The 17,645-nt window shown below is 42.9% G+C and carries 21 protein-coding genes; 14 read left to right on the plus strand and 7 right to left on the minus strand.

Annotated features, from left to right (window positions below):
* The first annotated feature begins 62 nt into the window (after nucleotides 1–62).
* Nucleotides 63–446, plus strand: coding sequence for a DUF3461 family protein (locus AACW75_RS24720; RefSeq protein ID WP_017072674.1), 384 nt, complete (start codon nucleotides 63–65; stop codon nucleotides 444–446).
* 129 nt (nucleotides 447–575) lie between these two features.
* Here the strand turns inward: AACW75_RS24720 and truC are convergent, their stop codons facing one another.
* Together truC and AACW75_RS24730 are read right to left on the minus strand one after the other, a co-directional pair.
* A complete protein-coding gene (gene truC, locus AACW75_RS24725) occupies nucleotides 576–1,325 on the minus strand; it encodes a tRNA pseudouridine(65) synthase TruC (RefSeq protein ID WP_145571537.1) in 750 nt (249 codons plus the stop codon).
* Nucleotides 1,325–1,639, minus strand: coding sequence for a YqcC family protein (locus AACW75_RS24730; RefSeq protein WP_135456047.1), 315 nt, complete (start codon nucleotides 1,637–1,639; stop codon nucleotides 1,325–1,327). Before AACW75_RS24730 ends, truC begins: the two co-directional genes overlap by 1 nt.
* An 86-nt stretch (nucleotides 1,640–1,725) precedes the next feature.
* Between AACW75_RS24730 and AACW75_RS24735 the strand changes: the two genes are divergently transcribed.
* Both AACW75_RS24735 and AACW75_RS24740 read left to right on the plus strand, forming a co-directional pair.
* On the plus strand, nucleotides 1,726–2,766 hold the full coding sequence (locus AACW75_RS24735) for a DUF3549 family protein (protein WP_145571535.1): 1,041 nt from the start codon (nucleotides 1,726–1,728) through the stop codon (nucleotides 2,764–2,766).
* Nucleotides 2,767–2,839: 73 nt separating this feature from the next.
* Nucleotides 2,840–3,148 (plus strand): DUF3301 domain-containing protein, encoded by a 309-nt coding sequence (locus AACW75_RS24740; protein WP_017072678.1) that lies wholly within the window; start codon nucleotides 2,840–2,842, stop codon nucleotides 3,146–3,148.
* On the opposite strand, the gene AACW75_RS24745 is transcribed toward AACW75_RS24740, so the two are convergent.
* Nucleotides 3,114–3,632, minus strand: a complete 519-nt coding sequence (locus AACW75_RS24745) for a GNAT family N-acetyltransferase (RefSeq protein ID WP_017072679.1) — start codon at nucleotides 3,630–3,632, stop codon at nucleotides 3,114–3,116. The genes AACW75_RS24740 and AACW75_RS24745 overlap by 35 nt on opposite strands.
* A gap of 780 nt (nucleotides 3,633–4,412) precedes the next feature.
* Here AACW75_RS24745 and AACW75_RS24750 point away from each other — a divergent pair.
* The 3 genes from AACW75_RS24750 (at nucleotide 4,413) to AACW75_RS24760 (ending at nucleotide 6,088) form a co-directional block, all read left to right on the plus strand.
* On the plus strand, nucleotides 4,413–4,700 hold the full coding sequence (locus AACW75_RS24750) for a hypothetical protein (protein WP_017072680.1): 288 nt from the start codon (nucleotides 4,413–4,415) through the stop codon (nucleotides 4,698–4,700).
* A gap of 85 nt (nucleotides 4,701–4,785) precedes the next feature.
* Nucleotides 4,786–5,229 (plus strand): YaiI/YqxD family protein, encoded by a 444-nt coding sequence (locus AACW75_RS24755; protein WP_004734361.1) that lies wholly within the window; start codon nucleotides 4,786–4,788, stop codon nucleotides 5,227–5,229.
* A 118-nt stretch (nucleotides 5,230–5,347) separates the two neighbouring features.
* A complete protein-coding gene (locus AACW75_RS24760; protein WP_145571533.1) occupies nucleotides 5,348–6,088 on the plus strand; it encodes a MipA/OmpV family protein in 741 nt (246 codons plus the stop codon).
* A gap of 105 nt (nucleotides 6,089–6,193) precedes the next feature.
* Here the strand turns inward: AACW75_RS24760 and AACW75_RS24765 are convergent, their stop codons facing one another.
* The 3 genes from AACW75_RS24765 to AACW75_RS24775 form a co-directional block, all read right to left on the minus strand.
* Nucleotides 6,194–7,780, minus strand: a complete 1,587-nt coding sequence (locus tag AACW75_RS24765) for an AbgT family transporter (RefSeq protein WP_016800687.1) — start codon at nucleotides 7,778–7,780, stop codon at nucleotides 6,194–6,196.
* 388 nt (nucleotides 7,781–8,168) lie between these two features.
* A complete protein-coding gene (ykgO, locus tag AACW75_RS24770; protein WP_010436457.1) occupies nucleotides 8,169–8,294 on the minus strand; it encodes a type B 50S ribosomal protein L36 in 126 nt (41 codons plus the stop codon).
* Complete coding sequence (locus tag AACW75_RS24775; RefSeq protein ID WP_145571531.1) at nucleotides 8,294–8,554, minus strand: type B 50S ribosomal protein L31; 261 nt, start codon at nucleotides 8,552–8,554, stop codon at nucleotides 8,294–8,296. Before AACW75_RS24775 ends, ykgO begins: the two co-directional genes overlap by 1 nt.
* A 124-nt stretch (nucleotides 8,555–8,678) precedes the next feature.
* Here AACW75_RS24775 and tsaA point away from each other — a divergent pair, with 124 nt between their 5' ends.
* From tsaA to AACW75_RS24805, 6 genes are all read left to right on the plus strand, one after another.
* Entirely contained in the window at nucleotides 8,679–9,374 is a 696-nt protein-coding gene (gene tsaA / locus AACW75_RS24780) for a tRNA (N6-threonylcarbamoyladenosine(37)-N6)-methyltransferase TrmO (protein WP_102553647.1), read from the plus strand.
* Between the two features lie 101 nt (nucleotides 9,375–9,475).
* Nucleotides 9,476–11,194, plus strand: coding sequence for a proline--tRNA ligase (locus AACW75_RS24785; RefSeq protein WP_145571529.1), 1,719 nt, complete (start codon nucleotides 9,476–9,478; stop codon nucleotides 11,192–11,194).
* A gap of 202 nt (nucleotides 11,195–11,396) precedes the next feature.
* A complete protein-coding gene (locus tag AACW75_RS24790; protein ID WP_145571527.1) occupies nucleotides 11,397–12,092 on the plus strand; it encodes a tellurite resistance TerB family protein in 696 nt (231 codons plus the stop codon).
* 206 nt (nucleotides 12,093–12,298) lie between these two features.
* Nucleotides 12,299–12,502, plus strand: a complete 204-nt coding sequence (locus AACW75_RS24795) for a YaeP family protein (RefSeq protein WP_017072685.1) — start codon at nucleotides 12,299–12,301, stop codon at nucleotides 12,500–12,502.
* A 1-nt stretch (nucleotide 12,503) separates the two neighbouring features.
* The gene (locus tag AACW75_RS24800) at nucleotides 12,504–12,695 is read left to right on the plus strand and encodes a DUF4250 domain-containing protein (protein ID WP_105057497.1); all 192 of its coding nucleotides are present in this window, start codon (nucleotides 12,504–12,506) and stop codon (nucleotides 12,693–12,695) included.
* A 249-nt stretch (nucleotides 12,696–12,944) separates the two neighbouring features.
* Nucleotides 12,945–13,271, plus strand: coding sequence for a hypothetical protein (locus AACW75_RS24805; RefSeq protein ID WP_017072687.1), 327 nt, complete (start codon nucleotides 12,945–12,947; stop codon nucleotides 13,269–13,271).
* A gap of 489 nt (nucleotides 13,272–13,760) precedes the next feature.
* Here the strand turns inward: AACW75_RS24805 and glyA are convergent, their stop codons facing one another.
* Entirely contained in the window at nucleotides 13,761–15,011 is a 1,251-nt protein-coding gene (glyA, locus tag AACW75_RS24810; RefSeq protein WP_017072688.1) for a serine hydroxymethyltransferase, read from the minus strand.
* Between the two features lie 347 nt (nucleotides 15,012–15,358).
* On the opposite strand from glyA, the gene AACW75_RS24815 reads away from it, so the two are divergent.
* Both AACW75_RS24815 and AACW75_RS24820 read left to right on the plus strand, forming a co-directional pair.
* Complete coding sequence (locus AACW75_RS24815; RefSeq protein WP_017072689.1) at nucleotides 15,359–15,961, plus strand: YitT family protein; 603 nt, start codon at nucleotides 15,359–15,361, stop codon at nucleotides 15,959–15,961.
* 88 nt (nucleotides 15,962–16,049) lie between these two features.
* Nucleotides 16,050–17,609 (plus strand): winged helix-turn-helix domain-containing protein, encoded by a 1,560-nt coding sequence (locus tag AACW75_RS24820; protein WP_145571525.1) that lies wholly within the window; start codon nucleotides 16,050–16,052, stop codon nucleotides 17,607–17,609.
* Nucleotides 17,610–17,645: the final 36 nt, after the last annotated feature.

Raw genomic sequence — 17,645 nt, forward strand, 5'->3', positions numbered from 1 at the left:
GGCTGCTACATTGATTAAGTCAATTACATAAAAGTATTACATTCATAAACTAGAGGTCGCTTATGTATCCAAACCTCACTGGCTTAGGTATCCACGAACCTAAACAGATTGAACGTTACTCCCTTCGCCAAGAAGCACATAAAGATATTCTCAAGATTTACTTTCGTAAACAGAAAGGCGAATTGTTCGCGAAAAGCGTCAAGTTCAAGTACCCGCGACAAGTGAAAAGTGTGCTTGTTAGTGGTGGCAATAATCAATACAAAGAAGTGACTGAGATAAACCGCAACCTCACTCTTGTGATTGATGAACTAAATAAGATCACCAAACCTACGCCAACCACTGAGGTGGATGTGAAGCAGAAGATCCTCACCGACTTGCGCCACTTAGAGAAAGTGGTTTCGAGCAAGATCTCCGAGATCGAAGCGGATCTAGCAAAGCTTAAATGATCCTGCGATAAACGAAATCGCTATTAAATTCTAGCTATTTCATTCAAATTGCACAGAAATCAAAAAAGGGCTGATATCACTATCAGCCCTTTGTTTTTTGTTCTATTTTCTATTTTCTATTTTGATCTCTTACTTGGAACAACGGAATTCAGCATTAAGTAAGTCGATATTCCACTCAAAGGTTTCAAATAATCTTAACCACGTTTCATCTAGATTAGCCTTCATCACTAACTCTTTTTTTGTAAAGGGGTGGATGAAGCGCAGCTCAGAGGCGTGCAATAACAGACGGTGCGAGTCTAAATCATCACGGAACAGTCGATTGTGTTTGCCGTCACCATGTGAAGTATCACCAACGATAGGGTGTCTTAGGTGTGCCATATGGCGACGTAATTGATGTTTTCGCCCTGTCTTTGGCATCATCTCAACCAAACAGTAGCGACTGGTAGGAAAACGGCCCGTTGAGTATGGCACTTCTACTTTTGCTAGCGGCTCGTAAACGGTTACCGCTTCTTGTGGTTCTTTATCTTCTTTTGCAAATTTGTCTGCAATCTTATCTAGCTCTACCTTGAGTGCGTAATCTAAAGCGTCACCCTCTTCTATCCAGCCACGAACAATCGCATGATATGTTTTTTGCATCTCATGGTTCGCGAACATTGGCATCACCTCAGAGGCTACCTCACTCGAAAGCGCAAACACCAATACACCGGATGTTGGGCGATCTAAACGGTGCAGTGGAAATACGTGCTGACCAATTTGGTCACGCAGTGTTTGCATCACAAATTGTGTCTCATGTTTATCCAACCATGAGCGATGGACCAACATGCCCGCAGGCTTGTTCACTGCGACAAAATATTCATCTTGATAAATGATCTCTAGCATTACGCACATACCTCATCAATGCTCTGAATTGTCACTAGCAATTCGGCTTTGTCTGCCTCATTTTTCCACACTTCACTAAAATAAGGATAGATAGCAAAACCTTTTGGTAAATTCATTTGCGCATCCATCATTGCGTTGATCTTAACGATAAAGATCCACTGCAACCACTCTTCAGGTGGTAACAAATCAATAGCAAAAGGTTCAACGCTCGCCAACGCTTCTTCCGATGGAGGAGAACTGCTCCATAAAGAACACTGGCGCATTTGTCGTTCTAATTGTTGAAGTAAAAGAGGTAACTTTGTGGCAACTGTCATTTTTCACCAAGTTATTTATCTAGTGACCTTGAAATTGGGGCATAGAGTACCATCTATTGAGGAAAGAAAGTTAGGAGCTTATTACTATGGAAACGATTCACACGCTCACTCAGTTGCTGAAAAATAGCGGTTGCCAATACGATATCTATGACCTCGGTCGCCGTATCCAGAAAATCGACAACACCCTATTCTCTGATGTTGAGCAAGGGAAACAGCCATACCCATTCCCACTGCAGAAACAGGCTCACTTAGCGATTAGCTACTGGAATGAACACAAGCAGCCGTGGATTTGGTTCCTAAAATTCAAACTCGATGAAAGAGGCCTATTACATCAGGGTGATGTTGGTAATTTCTTAAAGTTTGTTATCGAAGCAATGGGCACTCGTTTGAACGGCGAGATCAGCGAAGAGCAACAACAAAAGCTGTCAAACAACCCATACACTTTCAAGCCTTCAGAAGACAAAATGGCAGTATTCCATAGCCAGGTAAGAGCAGGATTAGACCTTACGACCAGCCAATACTACGAACACGCTCAACATTACTTCACGGGTGAGCTAGATTGGAACAACTGGAAAACCGTTGGTCTTCAAGGCATCACAGATATGTGCGCTCGCTTAAGCCACAAACAAAACGGTGTAGCGATTCGCAAAGCACTTCATAAGCTGCCATCAGAACCTCTTTACGCAACGTTAGGCGCGCTTGAGCATACGCAAATCAATGACAAGCTCGCTCAGCGATTACAAGAAATGGCAGAGAATGAAATCACAAGTAAAGAGCCAGATCTGTTCTTACTTTCAGCATTGATACGTGCCCTTTCTGGCGCAAAGCAAAGTACAACGAATGCCGTGATTAACAAAATTTTGGCTAGTCCACGCTTAAGCCACCAAGAGGTGTTGATTGGTATAGCAGGCCGCAGTTGGAGCGCCTTACAAGATCCGGTCATTGCTGAGCAATTCTTGCTGCGTCTCGCACAAACAGGCAATCAAAACCTATTCAATCAATTATTTGCTGATTTAGTGATGATTCCAGCGTTAAGAATGGTATTTTTACCGCTATTGAACTCGAACCCATCACCAGAACTCGCCAACGCACTTGTTGAGTTACAACAAGCGGCAAAAGCTCAATAAGTTAATAGCTTAATAGCTTAATAGCTTAATAATCACGATTGAGATTAAGAGATAAAAAGGAAGTATCGATTAAATGATGGATAACTTATTGGCTATTTTGTTTTTGTGCTTCTTTTGCTTTTTATTTTGGCAACAGCGCAGGCAATCCGAACTAGCAAAAACGGCCATTGCGAGAAAATGTAAAGAGCTCGACTTGCAGTTATTAAATGTTGCCTTCAGTGGTCATAAGCTTAAGATGCGCCATGAGTTGACCACAATTTGGCGCTGGCACACGGTGTACCAATTTGAGTTTTCGGCTTTAGGAGACGACTGTTATAAAGGGCAACTGACAATGGTGGGGTTTCGCTCTATGCGCTTTGAGCTACAGCCTCATAGAATGTAACATCACAATAATTGGTATAACGATATTCATGATAGGGGCCAAACTGATCTTGTTTGGTCTCTTTAAATGCAAAGCCTAACTTTTCGAGTAACTTAATGGATGGGTTATGACCAACATTGACCGTCGCAATAACACTCGTTAAGTGCTTTTCAAAACAAGCCAAACCAAAAAATGGCTTCAACACCTCACTCGCTAGCCCTTGATGCCAATGTTCTTTATCCAGAATAAAACCCAGTTCATGTTTCTCACCTTCAGATGAAATAAACAGATGCCCAAGGTACTCCCGGGTTTGGTTATGGATAATAGCCCGACAAAAACCAACATTATCGTTCAATATGTCTTGAAATAAGTGTTTTGCAGAAGTGATCGAGTGCGGCCCATTCATTTCAGCACGATTAATGGGGCTGCAATTCAACTTGATAAAGTCATGTTCTAACTGCTCGGTATAAGGTACCAACAGCGTTCTTGAAGTTGCTATCGTCATAAAACACTCCTTGTGTTGACCATTAGCAGGAAAGCAGATGCAAGGCTTTTAGATAAAAATCTCTTAGATGAAAAGCGCCTAGGTAACAAAGTGCCTAGATAAAGAAACGCCCTAAAAAAGAAAAGCCCCGACACCGAAGTGTCAGGGCTAGGGTCTTACTCGCAGCAGTCCGGCTACTAATTAATGCTCCATGCATCATCCATAATAGTGGCTGTAATCCTTCAGCTCTTTCCTTTACTTCGCCGTCCTAGCGGTGTCCCAATCATCCTGAAAGCTAACAATCCTAGTTAGCGCACATCACTTGTTCCGTGAGCGGTGTCCTTTACATCATCCTGATGCTAATCCAACCCTTTGTCCTAAAGGTGTCCATTGTCATTCCGTTGCAGCTAACTTCCTGTTAACTGTCTGTATCCCTACAATGTCCTTACGCTCCATGCTTGATCACTCAATCCTAAGTAACCAAATCTTCATCCTGAAGATAACCAAATCCTTGGTGCTTTCCTGTTCCGTGTCAGAATCCTTCCGACAAGGTTTAATTTACGCGATTTAAGATTTTGGACAATAGATTTGCATCACACTTTTAATCCAACCAAGTTGTTAATTAAATAAAACAACTAAAAATCAGAGCCTTAACCATATGCACATCAATCTCTCTAATGATATATTCGTGTTATCTCACAACCTTTGTAAGAGATCTCTCACAAGCCATAGGCGCTTTTATGATTCGCTATCATTCACTCGAGCGAGTAAAATAGAAAAAGACTAAAAACGGAGGTCAGCATGCTCACTAAAGATGTGTCTGAAGAGTTAAAATCGGTGCTTGAAGGACTACAAGCACAAGGGAAAGAGCCGACAGTTGCTTTAGTTAAGGCTCGCATGAGTACATCCGTTCCTATGCCCGCTTTAATCACAACCATCAAGAGCTGGAAAACAGCCAATCGCGTCCCTAAAGTGGAAGTTGCGACACAAGAAGCGCCAGCACTCGATCGTGTTAGCCAACTAGAAAAGCAAATCCTTGAACTTACCACTCGCGTTGCCACGCTTGAAGCCAAGTTAACTGAACAATAAGTTAACTGAGCAATAAGCTAACTGGTCAATAAGGCAACAGAGCAATAAATTTACAGATAATAAGCCAACAGAGAAATAGAACACTATGAAGATATGGGTTGATGCGGACGCTTGTCCCAAGGTTATCCGTGAAACAATTGTACGCGCAGCTGAGCGCACGGGTGTGGAATGCACCTTTGTAGCAAACCATTTGGTTCCCGTTCCCAAGCGCAACAACATACATTCAATTCAAGTGCCGAGTGGATTTGATATTGCAGATGATGAAATCGTAAAACGCACTGAACCGGGCGATCTGGTGATTACATCCGATATACCTCTGGCTGACGAAGTGATCACCAAAGGTGCGCTTGCTTTAAGCTCTCGCGGCGAGCTTTACACCAAAGAGACCATCAAAGCGCGTCTCAACATTCGTGACTTTATGGATACCATGCGTTCAAGTGGCATTCAAACTGGCGGACCAAGCACCCTTTCTCAAACCGACCGTCGTGAGTTCGCAAACCACCTCGATCGCCTGCTAGCTAAACGCTAAACGCAGTCTTTCTAATGACGACAACTTTAGAAATCGTCACTTAGTCAATACAGCCCCGATGAAATTTTAATCGACCTACTCCGTTCTTGATATTTATTACAATAACGGAGTATTGCTTATGATTCGTCGAATCGCCCTCTCGCTATCCATTGTTTTTGGCAGCACCCAACTTTCTTTTGCCGATGAAGACTTTGCTGATGAAGAGTACGGAATCATCGGAGGAAGCATCACCTATGGTGAAAGTGTTTTCTCCACTAAAAGTGCCCCTCAATTTGGCGCGACACCCAACCTATTCTACTCAGGTCCAAAAGGTTTCATCGATGGCAGCCTAGCCAATTGGCAGCTGTTACCCTATGTTGGGCTATCTGGAAACTGGCGCTTTGCTGAAGTATCAGACACCGTTGTTGACCTACCTAACGGCATTCAAGACCGAGATGGTAATGGAGAGCTGGGGATAACTTTAGGCACGGTAGGGGCACGCCTCACCTACTTACACGATGTGACTTCAGAACATGACGGCTACGAAGTTCAGCTTCACTTAGGCAGAACATTAGAAACCTGGACGCAACCATTCACTATTACGCCTTACATAGAAATCGACTATCGAGACAAGAAACTGTCCAATCACCTGTATGGTATTTCTAACACCGAATCTTCTGCCTCAGGGTTAAACCAGTTTGATGCGGGATCGACGCTTGTTTATCAAGCAGGGTTAATCGGGCTTTATGAGTTCACGCCAACCTGGATTGGTATCGCACGCGCAGACTTAATTCATCACGACAGCGACAGCGCATTAATACAACAAGATTTGGGCTGGTCATTGGAGTTTGGCGTCACCTATCGGTTTGCAGGATTGTAAATTTACTGGCTCATACAAAAAGAGCCTGCATCAATGCAGGCTCTTGGGTATATCATCTTTTATTCAGTTAATAAGCGAATCAAAATGTTCGCCCATCACTGTTAACTAAGGCGTGTAGAAAGTTGCAGCACCTGGACCTACTGGTAGACCAAATACGAATACCCATAAGTAGAACAAGATACTCCAACCGAACATGAATACCATTGAGTAAGGCAGCATTGTCGCAATCAGTGTACCAATACCTAGGTTCTTCATGTAACGAGTCGCTACTGCAAGGATAAGACCGAAATAGCTCATCATTGGTGTAATGATGTTCGTTGTTGAATCACCGATACGGTAAGCCGCTTGAATCGTTTCTGGTGCATAGCCTACTAGCATAAGCATTGGAACGAAGATTGGCGCTGTTACTGCCCACTGTGCAGACGCTGAACCGATCATCAGGTTAATGAAGCCACACATTAAGATAAATGCGAAGAACAACATTGGACCCGTTAAGCCAATATCTTGTAAGAAGCTAGCGCCACCTACAGCAACGACTTGACCAAAGTTCGTCCACTTAAAGAAAGCAACAAACTGTGCAGCAAAGAAGACAAGAACAATGTACATGCCCATTGAAGACATAGACGTCGCCATTGCATTAATCACATCACGATCATTCTTCATTGAACCGGTAACTTTACCGTAAACAAAACCAGGAATAGCAAAGAATACAAAGATAAACGCGACGATACTTTTCAGGAATGGAGAACCTGAAATCGTGCCCGCCTCTGAACGCAGAACACCGTCAGCAGGAACAACAGTCCAAGCTAAAAGCGCACTGACGATTAATACTGCAACACCCGCAAACTTAAGGCCTTTCTTCTCAGTATCATTGAGCTTACCCATTGAGTCATTTGAAAGGTCTTCAGACGCGTCTTCGTCGTTGTATTTACCCAGCTTAGGTTCAACAATCTTCTCTGTTACAAATGCACCTGCAATCGAGATAAAGAAGGTCGAAACAAACATGAAGTACCAGTTTGATTCAGGACCAACAGAGTAAGATGGATCAAGCATTTGTGCTGCAGTTTCGGTAATACCCGAAAGCAGTGGATCAACCGTACCGATAAGTAGGTTGGCAGAATAACCACCAGAGACACCAGCAAATGCAGCCGCTAAACCTGCAAGAGGGTGACGACCTAAAGAATGGAAAAGCATCGCTGCAAGTGGGATAAGAACTACATAACCAAGCTCAGATGCAGTATTCGAAATAATACCTGCAAAGACGACAGTTACTGTCACCATGCGCTGAGAGGCACCCATTACCATGCCGCGCATTGCAGCAGATAAAAGACCAGAATGTTCAGCAATGGCTACACCTAGCATGGCAACAAGCACGGTGCCTAAAGGAGCAAAGCCAACAAAATTTGTAACGAGATTTGTAACGATAAGTTGTAGGCCTTCTGCATTAAGCAGGCTTACAACGTGGATCATACCATCAGCAGCACGACCACTAGCACCTTCGGGGCGAGGGTCCATTACAGACACTTCAAAGTAACCGGCAATACCTGAAGAAACTAGGATTGCGACACAGAAGATTGCAAAAAGAGTGATTGGGTGGGGTAAAAGGTTCCCCAAATATTCAACGCTGTCTAAAAAGCGTGTGAAAATAGGTTTCTTTGGTGCGTTGTTTTTTATTGAAGCAGATGAACTCATCTGTTCCCTCCTTGTGTAGTGATTCCTGTGCAATTGTGACAAAGATGTTCAAATTGCCAGCGAAGGGTACGCGACAAAATTATCAATTAGAAATTCAAAATGTTACAAGATGTGTAACAAACGACGACTTTTAACTCTATTTGAACAATTAATTAGCAAATAAATCTACATTAAATACAAAAACTAGATTTATAATTCACAATTACGCATTCACTACAGATATAACTGATGATATAACTCATTGATTCATTTAAAAACAAAGCACAGCGTACTTTAAATAAGCACTCAATATTCAGCAAGGTTCCTCTCGAAGGAAAAGAAAAACAGACAAATGAATGAAGTTTGACTTTCCCCTCGTTTTTACACACGTGTCACATCATATTGACGGTTATTTTTGAACCGCTTTAAATCTTGGATTGGATTTACAGATCACATAGTGACGCCCTCTACGCTTAACTATCTGGCAATCAGGGTGACGGCTTTTCGCACTTTTAAGTGATTTAACAACTTTCATTATTTAGCTCCCTTACGTAATTGACCAAAGCGACGAGTAAAGTTAGCAACGCGTCCCTCTTTATGTAGCACTCTCTGTTTACCCGTATAGAAAGGATGCGATTTTGCAGACACTTCAATCGTGAAATAAGGGTAAGTATTGCCATCTTCCCATTCGATAGTACGTTCTGTTTTCAACGTTGAGCCAATCAAGAAGTATTCATCAACACTGGTGTCATGGAACACCACTGTGCGGTAGTCAGGGTGGATATTCGGTTTCATTGTATTTCCCTAAAGATTTAAATTGATATGTTATAACATATCAAATGATAATTATTATCAAAAGAAAAACAAGCGATTTTATGATATTTTTTAACCATAGATTGTAATCAGAGAACCTTCCCTCATGTACTCCATTGAACCTATTGGCTTTATAGAGTCTCCCTATAAAGAGAAGTTTGCAGTACCAAGGCAGCCTAGGTTGGTACCAACATCTAGCTCAAGAGTTAGGCTTGCTGACGCAGCAAACTGTCTTGAATCCGTTCGTGGTATTGAGCAATTTAGCCATGTGTGGCTGCTGTTTCTGTTCGATAAGAACCTTGAAGCAGGCTGGAAACCAACAGTAAGGCCACCTCGACTTGGCGGTAATGAACGCATTGGTGTCTTCGCATCGCGTGCCACTTTTAGGCCGAATGGAATAGGCATGTCTGCAGTTGAGCTCAAAGGTGTATCTCAAGAAAAGGGACAAACTTGGTTAGAGCTAGGCAGCGTTGATCTCGTCGACGGCACGCCTATTATCGATATCAAACCTTATATCCCCTACTCAGATTCAATTCCCGATGCACTAGGAGGGTTTGCCGCCGATGAACCTGAAGTGTTAGATGTGAACTTCTCGCAGCAAGCCCAAAGTAAGTTGTCTGGTCACCCACAGGCGCGTCATATCATTCAGGTGATCAAAGAAGTGCTAGGCCAAGATCCAAGGCCCGCTTATAAGAAAGGTAAGCCAGACAGCAAGGAATATGCGGTAAATTTGTTCGATCTTAACGTGAAATTCGTTGTTGAAACGCTTTTCATCAATGTTACCGACATTGAACGCTTTTGAGATCCCAAATAGGCTGATATTATATGCGGCTATATCAGATTTGCTGTTGTCACTCACTGCAGCAAATTTTCTTTTATCAATGATGAAACGGATACCATAGAATGCGTACCAGTAACTACCTTCTTTCTACTCTGAAAGAGACTCCAAACGACGCAGAAGTTATCAGCCACCAGCTGATGCTACGTGCAGGTATGATCCGTAAGCTAGCTTCAGGTTTATATACTTGGCTACCTACTGGTCTACGTGTGCTGCGTAAAGTCGAAAATATCGTTCGCCAAGAGATCGATAATGCAGGTGCCGTTGAAATCTTGATGCCCGTAGTTCAACCGTTTGAGCTTTGGGAAGAGACTGGCCGTTCTGAAAAGATGGGCCCTGAGCTACTTCGTTTCACAGACCGTCATTCTCGTCCATTCGTTCTTAGCCCAACAGCAGAAGAAGTGGTAACGAGCCTAGTACGTAACGAGATCAGCTCTTACAAACAGCTACCTCTAAACCTGTACCAAATCCAGACTAAATTCCGTGATGAACGCCGCCCTCGTTTTGGCGTAATGCGTGCACGTGAATTCTCTATGATGGATGCGTACAGCTTTGATATCGATAAAGAAGGCTTAGAAAAGTCTTACCAAGCGATGCACGATGCTTACTGTAAAGCATTCGATCGCATGGGCCTTGAGTACCGTCCAGTATTGGCAGACTCTGGCGCAATCGGCGGCAGCGGCTCTCAAGAGTTCCACGTTCTTGCTGAAAGCGGCGAAGACCTAATCGCATTCTCTTCTGAGTCTGATTACGCAGCGAACATCGAGAAAGCAGAAGCACTAGCTCCTACTGAAGAAATTGCAGCGCCAACTAAAGAGATGGAACTGGTTGATACGCCAAACGCAAAAACAATCGCAGAACTTGTAGAGCAACACGGTCTAGCAATCGAGAAGACCGTTAAGACTCTATTCGTTAAAGCGTCTGATGAAGTAGAAGCAGATATCATTGCTCTAATCATCCGTGGTGATCACGAGCTTAACGAAGTGAAAGCAGAGAATCTTCCACAAGTTGCTTCTCCGCTAGAGATGGCTTCTGAAGAAGAGATCCGTGCACTTGTTGGTGCTGGTCCTGGTTCACTAGGTCCTGTTGGCCTAGAGCTACCATTCATCGTTGACCGCTCTGTTGTTGTAATGAGTGACTTCGGCGCTGGCGCAAACGTAGACGGTAAGCACTACTTCGGTATTAACTGGGGTCGTGACGTTGAGCTTGCTCAAGTTGAAGACCTGCGTAACGTTGTTGAAGGCGACCTTAGCCCATGTGGTCAAGGTACTATCCAGCTTAAGCGTGGTATCGAAGTTGGTCACATCTTCCAACTAGGTAATACTTACTCTAAAGCAATGAACTGCAACGTGCTTGGTCCTGATGGTAAGAGCGTAATCCTAGAAATGGGTTGTTACGGTATCGGTGTTTCACGTGTTGTTGCATCAGCTATCGAGCAAAACCACGATAAATTTGGTATCACTTGGCCAGACGCACTAGCACCGTTCCAAGTTGCTATCGTACCAATGAACATGCACAAATCTGAGCGCGTTAAAGAAGCCGCTGAGAAGCTATACGCTGAATTAACAGCTATGGGTATCGAAGTACTATTTGATGACCGTAAAGAGCGTCCAGGTGTTATGTTTAAAGATATCGAGCTAGTGGGTATTCCTCACACTATCGTTATCGGTGATCGCAGCATGGACGAAGGTAACTTCGAATACAAAAACCGTCGTACTGGTGATAAAGAAGCTATCGCTATGGATACGGTTATCGAGCACCTTAAAGCTCAACTAGCTAAGTAATCCTAGTGCTTGTGCTTTTGCAAGCTGATAGATAAACATTGAAAGGCTGCCATTAGGCGGCCTTTTTTGTGCCTGTCGTTTCTCTTCAAACTCCTATCTATTGATCAGTAGAGTAAATAACGTAAGTTAATCCCCGGTTCATCTTCAAGTCCGTATATTGGTTCTAACAACTCTTTAGACACGTTTACCATTGGAGGTATCGATGGACATCAAAAGCTTACTTAACCAAGCACTTAAATCAGATCTCGTTAAACAAGGAACTCAGAAGCTTGCACAAGGATCTTCGAACTTAAGTAGCCTTTCCAAAAGCAGTAAGGGTGATGGTAAGAGTAGCAACAAGAGCACACTCGATGCTTTAGGCGCAGGTGCTGTTGGTGGCGGACTCCTGGGTGCGTTAATTGGCTCTAAGAAGACAAAAAAAATGGGTAAGAAAGCCGTTGGGATTGGTGGTGCAGCGGCACTGGGTGCTCTGGCTTATAAAGTTTATAACGACTACCAGTCTAAACAAGGACAAACACCCAACGCCGAACAAGCTCAATTTGATGAGAACGATTCAAACCACAGCGTTCTGATTCTAAGATCGATGATTGCCGCATCCAAAGCCGACGGCCATGTTGATGAAGAAGAGATGGCTAAGATAGAGCAAGCTGTCGAGAACATGGGCGCGGATTATCAGCTGACTAAATTGGTGTCTGAAGAATTGCACAAACCACTCGACCCAAGCGAGATCGCTCAGCTAGCAACGTCGCCTCAACAAGCGAGTGAAATCTACTTAGCCTCTTTGATTGTGGCAGATGAGCAGAACTTCATGGAAAAGGCCTATCTCAAAGAGTTGGCAAAGCAACTCAACCTTGCTAATGAAGTCACTTATCAACTTGAACAGCAAATATCCGGCTAATCAGTAAATACTAAGCTAACTCAATAAATACAAGCTAATCGATAAAGATCGGTCTAAGCAGTGAGCTAACCAAGTGATATATTGAACATCAACAAAATAAGATATTGAGCAAGGACAAACTAACCCTGAACTTAATCAGATCCACTTTGTTTTTGCTTATCTCTATGTGTATATTGAGATCAGTTATCATTTGGTTAGGTATAAAAATGAAAGTATACGATTGTTGTGATTTGGTGCGTGCACTGTATTCTCAAATTGGCAGTGGCGACCAAGGCTATATCCCTAAAGCGATCACCTGCGCGGTAAAAACATTGAATGACCTTGCTGCGGATGAGTCTCTTCCTAAAGAAGCAAGAGATAGTGCTGCATTTGCCGCAGCTAACCTACTGATCTCAGATTTCGAGGACTAATATGAACCTCGCTAATTTTGCAAAGATGGATCCAGTGATGTTGATGAGTATCGTCAACATGAAGCTGCGTGACGACTTCGGCGGTGATTTGGATCGCGTAGTCAACTTCTACGAGATCGACAAAGCAGCCTTGATCGCGAAACTCGCGTCTGCCGGTTTTGAGTATCTTCCAGAAGCAAAACAGTTTCGATAGTCATTTAAAACAAGCTTTATTTTGAAAGACCAACCTCCGTGTTGGTCTTTTTTGTTTGAGGTACGTAATAGACCAATACCAATACCAATACCAATACCAATAAACCTATTATAAATTATCTGTTTGCACCTATACTTTTATATCTTAGAGTGAACCAACGCTCCTTGAATCAAAGCGTGTTGTTGTATAGGCTACCCAGAACAGCATATAAAACTCATCACTAAGTTTGATGATATCGAAGGACTAACAATGAAAAGACTCGGACTATTAGCCATTATCGCAGCCGCACTCACCGCAGGTTGCTCTTCAAACTCTCAACAAGACAACTTTCGTGAAGCGTCTTTTGAGCTGTGTAATACTGAAGTCGATATCTACTCTGTAAGCCATGATGAGCGAATTCGTATCGTCTGTTCAGATGGTTCTAAATTCGCTTTGAACAGCGAAGAAACGCTAGAAGTAATGCGTGATATCAACATCGACTACTGTGATGGTGAAGGCTTAGGTAAGTTTAATGAAAGCCGCAGCTACTACTCGTTTAGATGTAAATCAGGCACTTTACTGAGCATCAAAAAGTAAATCCGAGACCAACAAACAACAAAGGGTTGATGTACAAGCATCAGCCCTTTTTAGTACCTGCCATTGATTACCCAGATAACTAACCTTCAAATACAAAAAAGGCCCCACAAGGGACCTTTAATACCGTCAATCTATTTTCAAAGTAGTTGTTTGAAATTCTAGAAGAGCTTACGGATGTAAATGAGCATGCTCGACAACGGCTTTAATACTTACGAATACAAAAAAGGCCCCTAACAAGGAGCCTCTAATATCAATATTTTTCAAAGTAGTTGTTTGAAATTCTAGGAGAGCACGCGGAGCTTACGGATGTAAGTGAGCATGCTCGACAACGGCTTTATTACTTACGAATACAAAAAAGGCCCCTAACAAGGAGCCTCTAATATCAATATTTTTCAAAGTAGTTGTTTGAAATTCTAGGAGAGCACGCGGAGCTTACGGGTGTAAGTGAGCATGCTCGACAACGAAGTTCAAATTACTACGAAGAAAAAATTAAGCGTAAACCGGTAGACGCTTACAGATCTCTAGTACTTTCGCTTTAGTTGCTTCGATAACAGACTCATCGCCCATATTATCTAGGATGTCACACATCCAACCTGCTAGCTCTTTCGCATCGGCTTCTGAGAAACCACGACGAGTAATAGAAGGAGAACCGATACGGATACCTGAAGTAACGAACGGGCTACGTGGGTCGTTTGGTACTGAGTTCTTGTTAACTGTAATGTTAGCTGAACCAAGTGCTGCGTCTGCTTCTTTACCTGTGATGTCTTTGTCGATTAGGTCAACTAGGAACAGGTGGTTCTCTGTAGAACCTGAAACGATGTTGTAACCGCGAGCTAGGAATTCAGCAACCATTGCTTTTGCGTTAGCAACTACGCGTGCTTGGTATTCTTTAAACTCTGGCTCTAGAGCTTCTTTGAACGCTACTGCTTTACCAGCGATAACGTGCATTAGAGGACCACCTTGGCCGCCTGGGAATACTGCTGAGTTCAGCTTCTTGTATAGATCTTCGCCTTCATTAGAAAGGATAAGACCACCACGAGGACCAGCAAGCGTTTTGTGCGTTGTTGTTGTAACAACGTGAGCGTGTGGAACTGGGTTCGGGTAAACACCTGCTGCGATTAGACCAGCAACGTGAGCCATATCTACGAAGAAGTAAGCACCTACTTTGTCAGCGATTTCACGCATGCGTTTCCAATCACAAACTTGAGAATAAGCTGAGAAACCACCGATGATCATCTTAGGTTTGTGCTCGATAGCGAGAGCTTCCATTTCTTCGTAATCGATTTGGCCAGCTTCATCGATACCGTAAGGAATGATGTTGTAAAGCTTACCAGAGAAGTTTACTGGAGAACCGTGAGTTAGGTGACCACCGTGCGCTAGGCTCATACCAAGAACTGTATCACCAGCGTTTAGTAGTGCCATGTATACAGCGTTGTTAGCTTGAGAACCTGAGTGAGGTTGTACGTTCGCGTATTGAGCGCCAAAAAGTTCACATGCACGTTCGATTGCTAGAGTTTCAACTTTATCTACGAACTCACAACCGCCGTAGTAACGCTTACCAGGGTAGCCTTCAGCGTATTTGTTTGTAAGTTGAGAACCTTGAGCTTCCATTACACGTGGGCTTGTGTAGTTTTCTGAAGCGATAAGTTCGATGTGCTCTTCCTGACGAAGAGTTTCTTCTTGGATAGCTGCGAATAGATCCGCATCGTAATCAGCAATGTTCATGTCACGCTTAAGCATCTGTATCTCCTGACTCAGATTGTACTGAAAGTTTCAAAAAAACCACACAACGACCGAAAGCAAACGTTTCCGTCACCGTTTTGATGTGACGCATTCTACATAATTTGATCTAGGTCATAAAGAGCTAATTGCAATTTTATCATGCAGTTTTTTCATAATCACAAATAAGATTTATCATGGTTATTAAGCTTATCCAACCAAAGATGAAGCTTACTGTCAATTTTACGCTTTACACCCTGTAAAACGCAGATTACATAGGTTTACCTTAATTTTGCACCTCAAGCTACCGAAAGCTAAGGTTTTTCTCTACTATGCACGCCTTTATTGGTTAGGTAATTATAAAAACGATGGAAAAACACTCACGTAAAGAAGATTGGGTCGCTATTCTTACTGGCACGTTTTTAGTGGCATTAGGCGTCTTCTTTTTACAGTCAGCGAACCTGCTTACCGGTGGTACTACTGGCTTGGCTCTACTTTTGAGTCAATTTACGCCGGTAACCTTTGGTATTTTGTACTTTATTGCCAATTGTCCATTCTACTTATTAGCATGGAAACGATTTGGCCGTCACTTTGCGATTAGCAGTGCCATCTCTGGCGCTTTAGTGTCTGTATTTGCCGACCATTTATACTTGGTAATCTCATTAGAAGTTCATAATGAAATTTACTGCGCGGTAGCAGGTGGCTTGTTAATGGGTTTAGGTATGCTGATACTATTCCGTCATCGCTCAAGCTTAGGTGGCTTTAATGTGTTGTGTTTGTTTATCCAAGATCGCTACGGTATCTCTGTAGGTAAAACCCAGATGGGCATTGATGCTTGTATTCTGTTTGCATCCTTCTTCTTTGTATCGCCTTGGGTAATTGCCGTTTCTGTATTGGGAACTGCGGTATTGAACATCGTATTAGCCATGAATCATAAGCCAACTCGTTACTCTGTTAACTACGCGTCTTAACATTAGCTATCCAACGAATGAATTACTGGCTGTTTTTCATAACAAAAACAGCTAGTATTTAGCTTTTATAAGCCGCCTTCTTTTTTCTATGCAAGATTACCTCTCTAGCGCCAAAGACACTCAAACCTCGATTTATATTGAAGGTTTAAAATTCAACCCAACCACGCGTGTTTTAAGTTGTGATGAGCAGGTCATTGATTTAGAACCTCGTTCTATCGAACTCTTAGAGCTGTTTCTTACCAGCGTTGGTGACCCGTTAGCTGCCGAGCACATCATCGAAACTGTTTGGCAAAGCAATTTCATCTCAAAGAACGTTCTTACTAATAGAATCAGCACGCTACGTTCGGTCATTCAAAAGTACCTACCAGAAAGCGACGCCACTAAAATCTTGGTGACTTATCCACGAAAGGGATACTTCCTTAGCCCGAGCTCTGTGAGCTTGGCCAATGCACCGACTCAAACAACGATAGCGCCAAAACAAACCGAGCAGCCTAAGCCTCACAAAAAAGCGTCACTGGTTACTTCATTACTGCTTTTAATGTCTTTGATATTTCTAATCAGCACTGCAACCTTGGGCTATATGTTTTGGCAGTCTTCGAACCAAGCCTCCGTGCTTGAGCGCGAGCAGAGACTCATTCCGAAGGTAGAACTATTGTTGAACCGCATCGACGCCATCGGTGACAATGCGAGAAAACACAGAAAGGCTGTCAAAGCACTGCTGCTTCAACAACAAATTGAATACGCTTATACCGATTTAGCTAACCAAGATGCACCGAGTTACTTCGTCGATCCAGTAGATAACTCTCCCTTCTTTCCTGGCGCAAAGAACATGCGTACCAGTGATTACCTACTCAATGTTCAATTGAAAGATCAAGAAGTCGATAAACGTCTTACCGCCAAAGTAAGCCTTATTTACCCAAGCTCCGGGAAGCTCGCCTTTCGTGGCATCTACTCAATAGAAATCGATAACCTCAGTGAAAGCCTGATGGAAATCAATCGAGAACTGGCGAACTACTTTGCTCTGCCTGCTCCTTTAGCTTCAGAATGGTCTGTCAATAATGAAGAACTAAATCGTTTACTTGATGGGCAAACACTGGAGCTTGATAAATTCCCCCTCAACGTAATGACCTCAACATTGATTGCACGACAACTGGCGTTGTTTGAGACCGACCACCTACGCCTGATTAGTTTCACTAGTCTTGTGCAAACACGCTTTAAATGGATTCCCGACGAACTCAAACTCTGGCTTGGGATTATTCATTTCAAGTTAAGAGACCTACAAACCGCAAAAGATTTTCTGACTAACACGGCGGGTAACTCCACCATCGAAAACGCACTTGTTTATATGATGATTTCTCATATTGCTTACAAGCAAGGGGACATGGATAAGTTCCGTCTAAACTACATGGAGTCCTTAGTTGCGTTACTGCGGGTGGTTCCTTCTGAAGAACTGTTTGCAAGGTTATCTAAGCCCGAGTCAAAATCGACTTGTCTCCAGCCTTGGAAAAATCTAAAACTGAGCATCAAAGAGCCACTGATCATCAAGCAATGGGAAAACCTAATGCTTAGCTACTGCACGGCGGTAGAACAACAGATAACGAATAAAAAACCTAAAGACTATAATAACAATGACTTAAATATAAATTAAGATCTCGTGTGTCTTCGTTTTTTGCCCTCTAAACCC

This window comes from Vibrio sp. L3-7 (assembly GCF_963898195.1).
Lineage (GTDB): Bacteria > Pseudomonadota > Gammaproteobacteria > Enterobacterales > Vibrionaceae > Vibrio > Vibrio echinoideorum.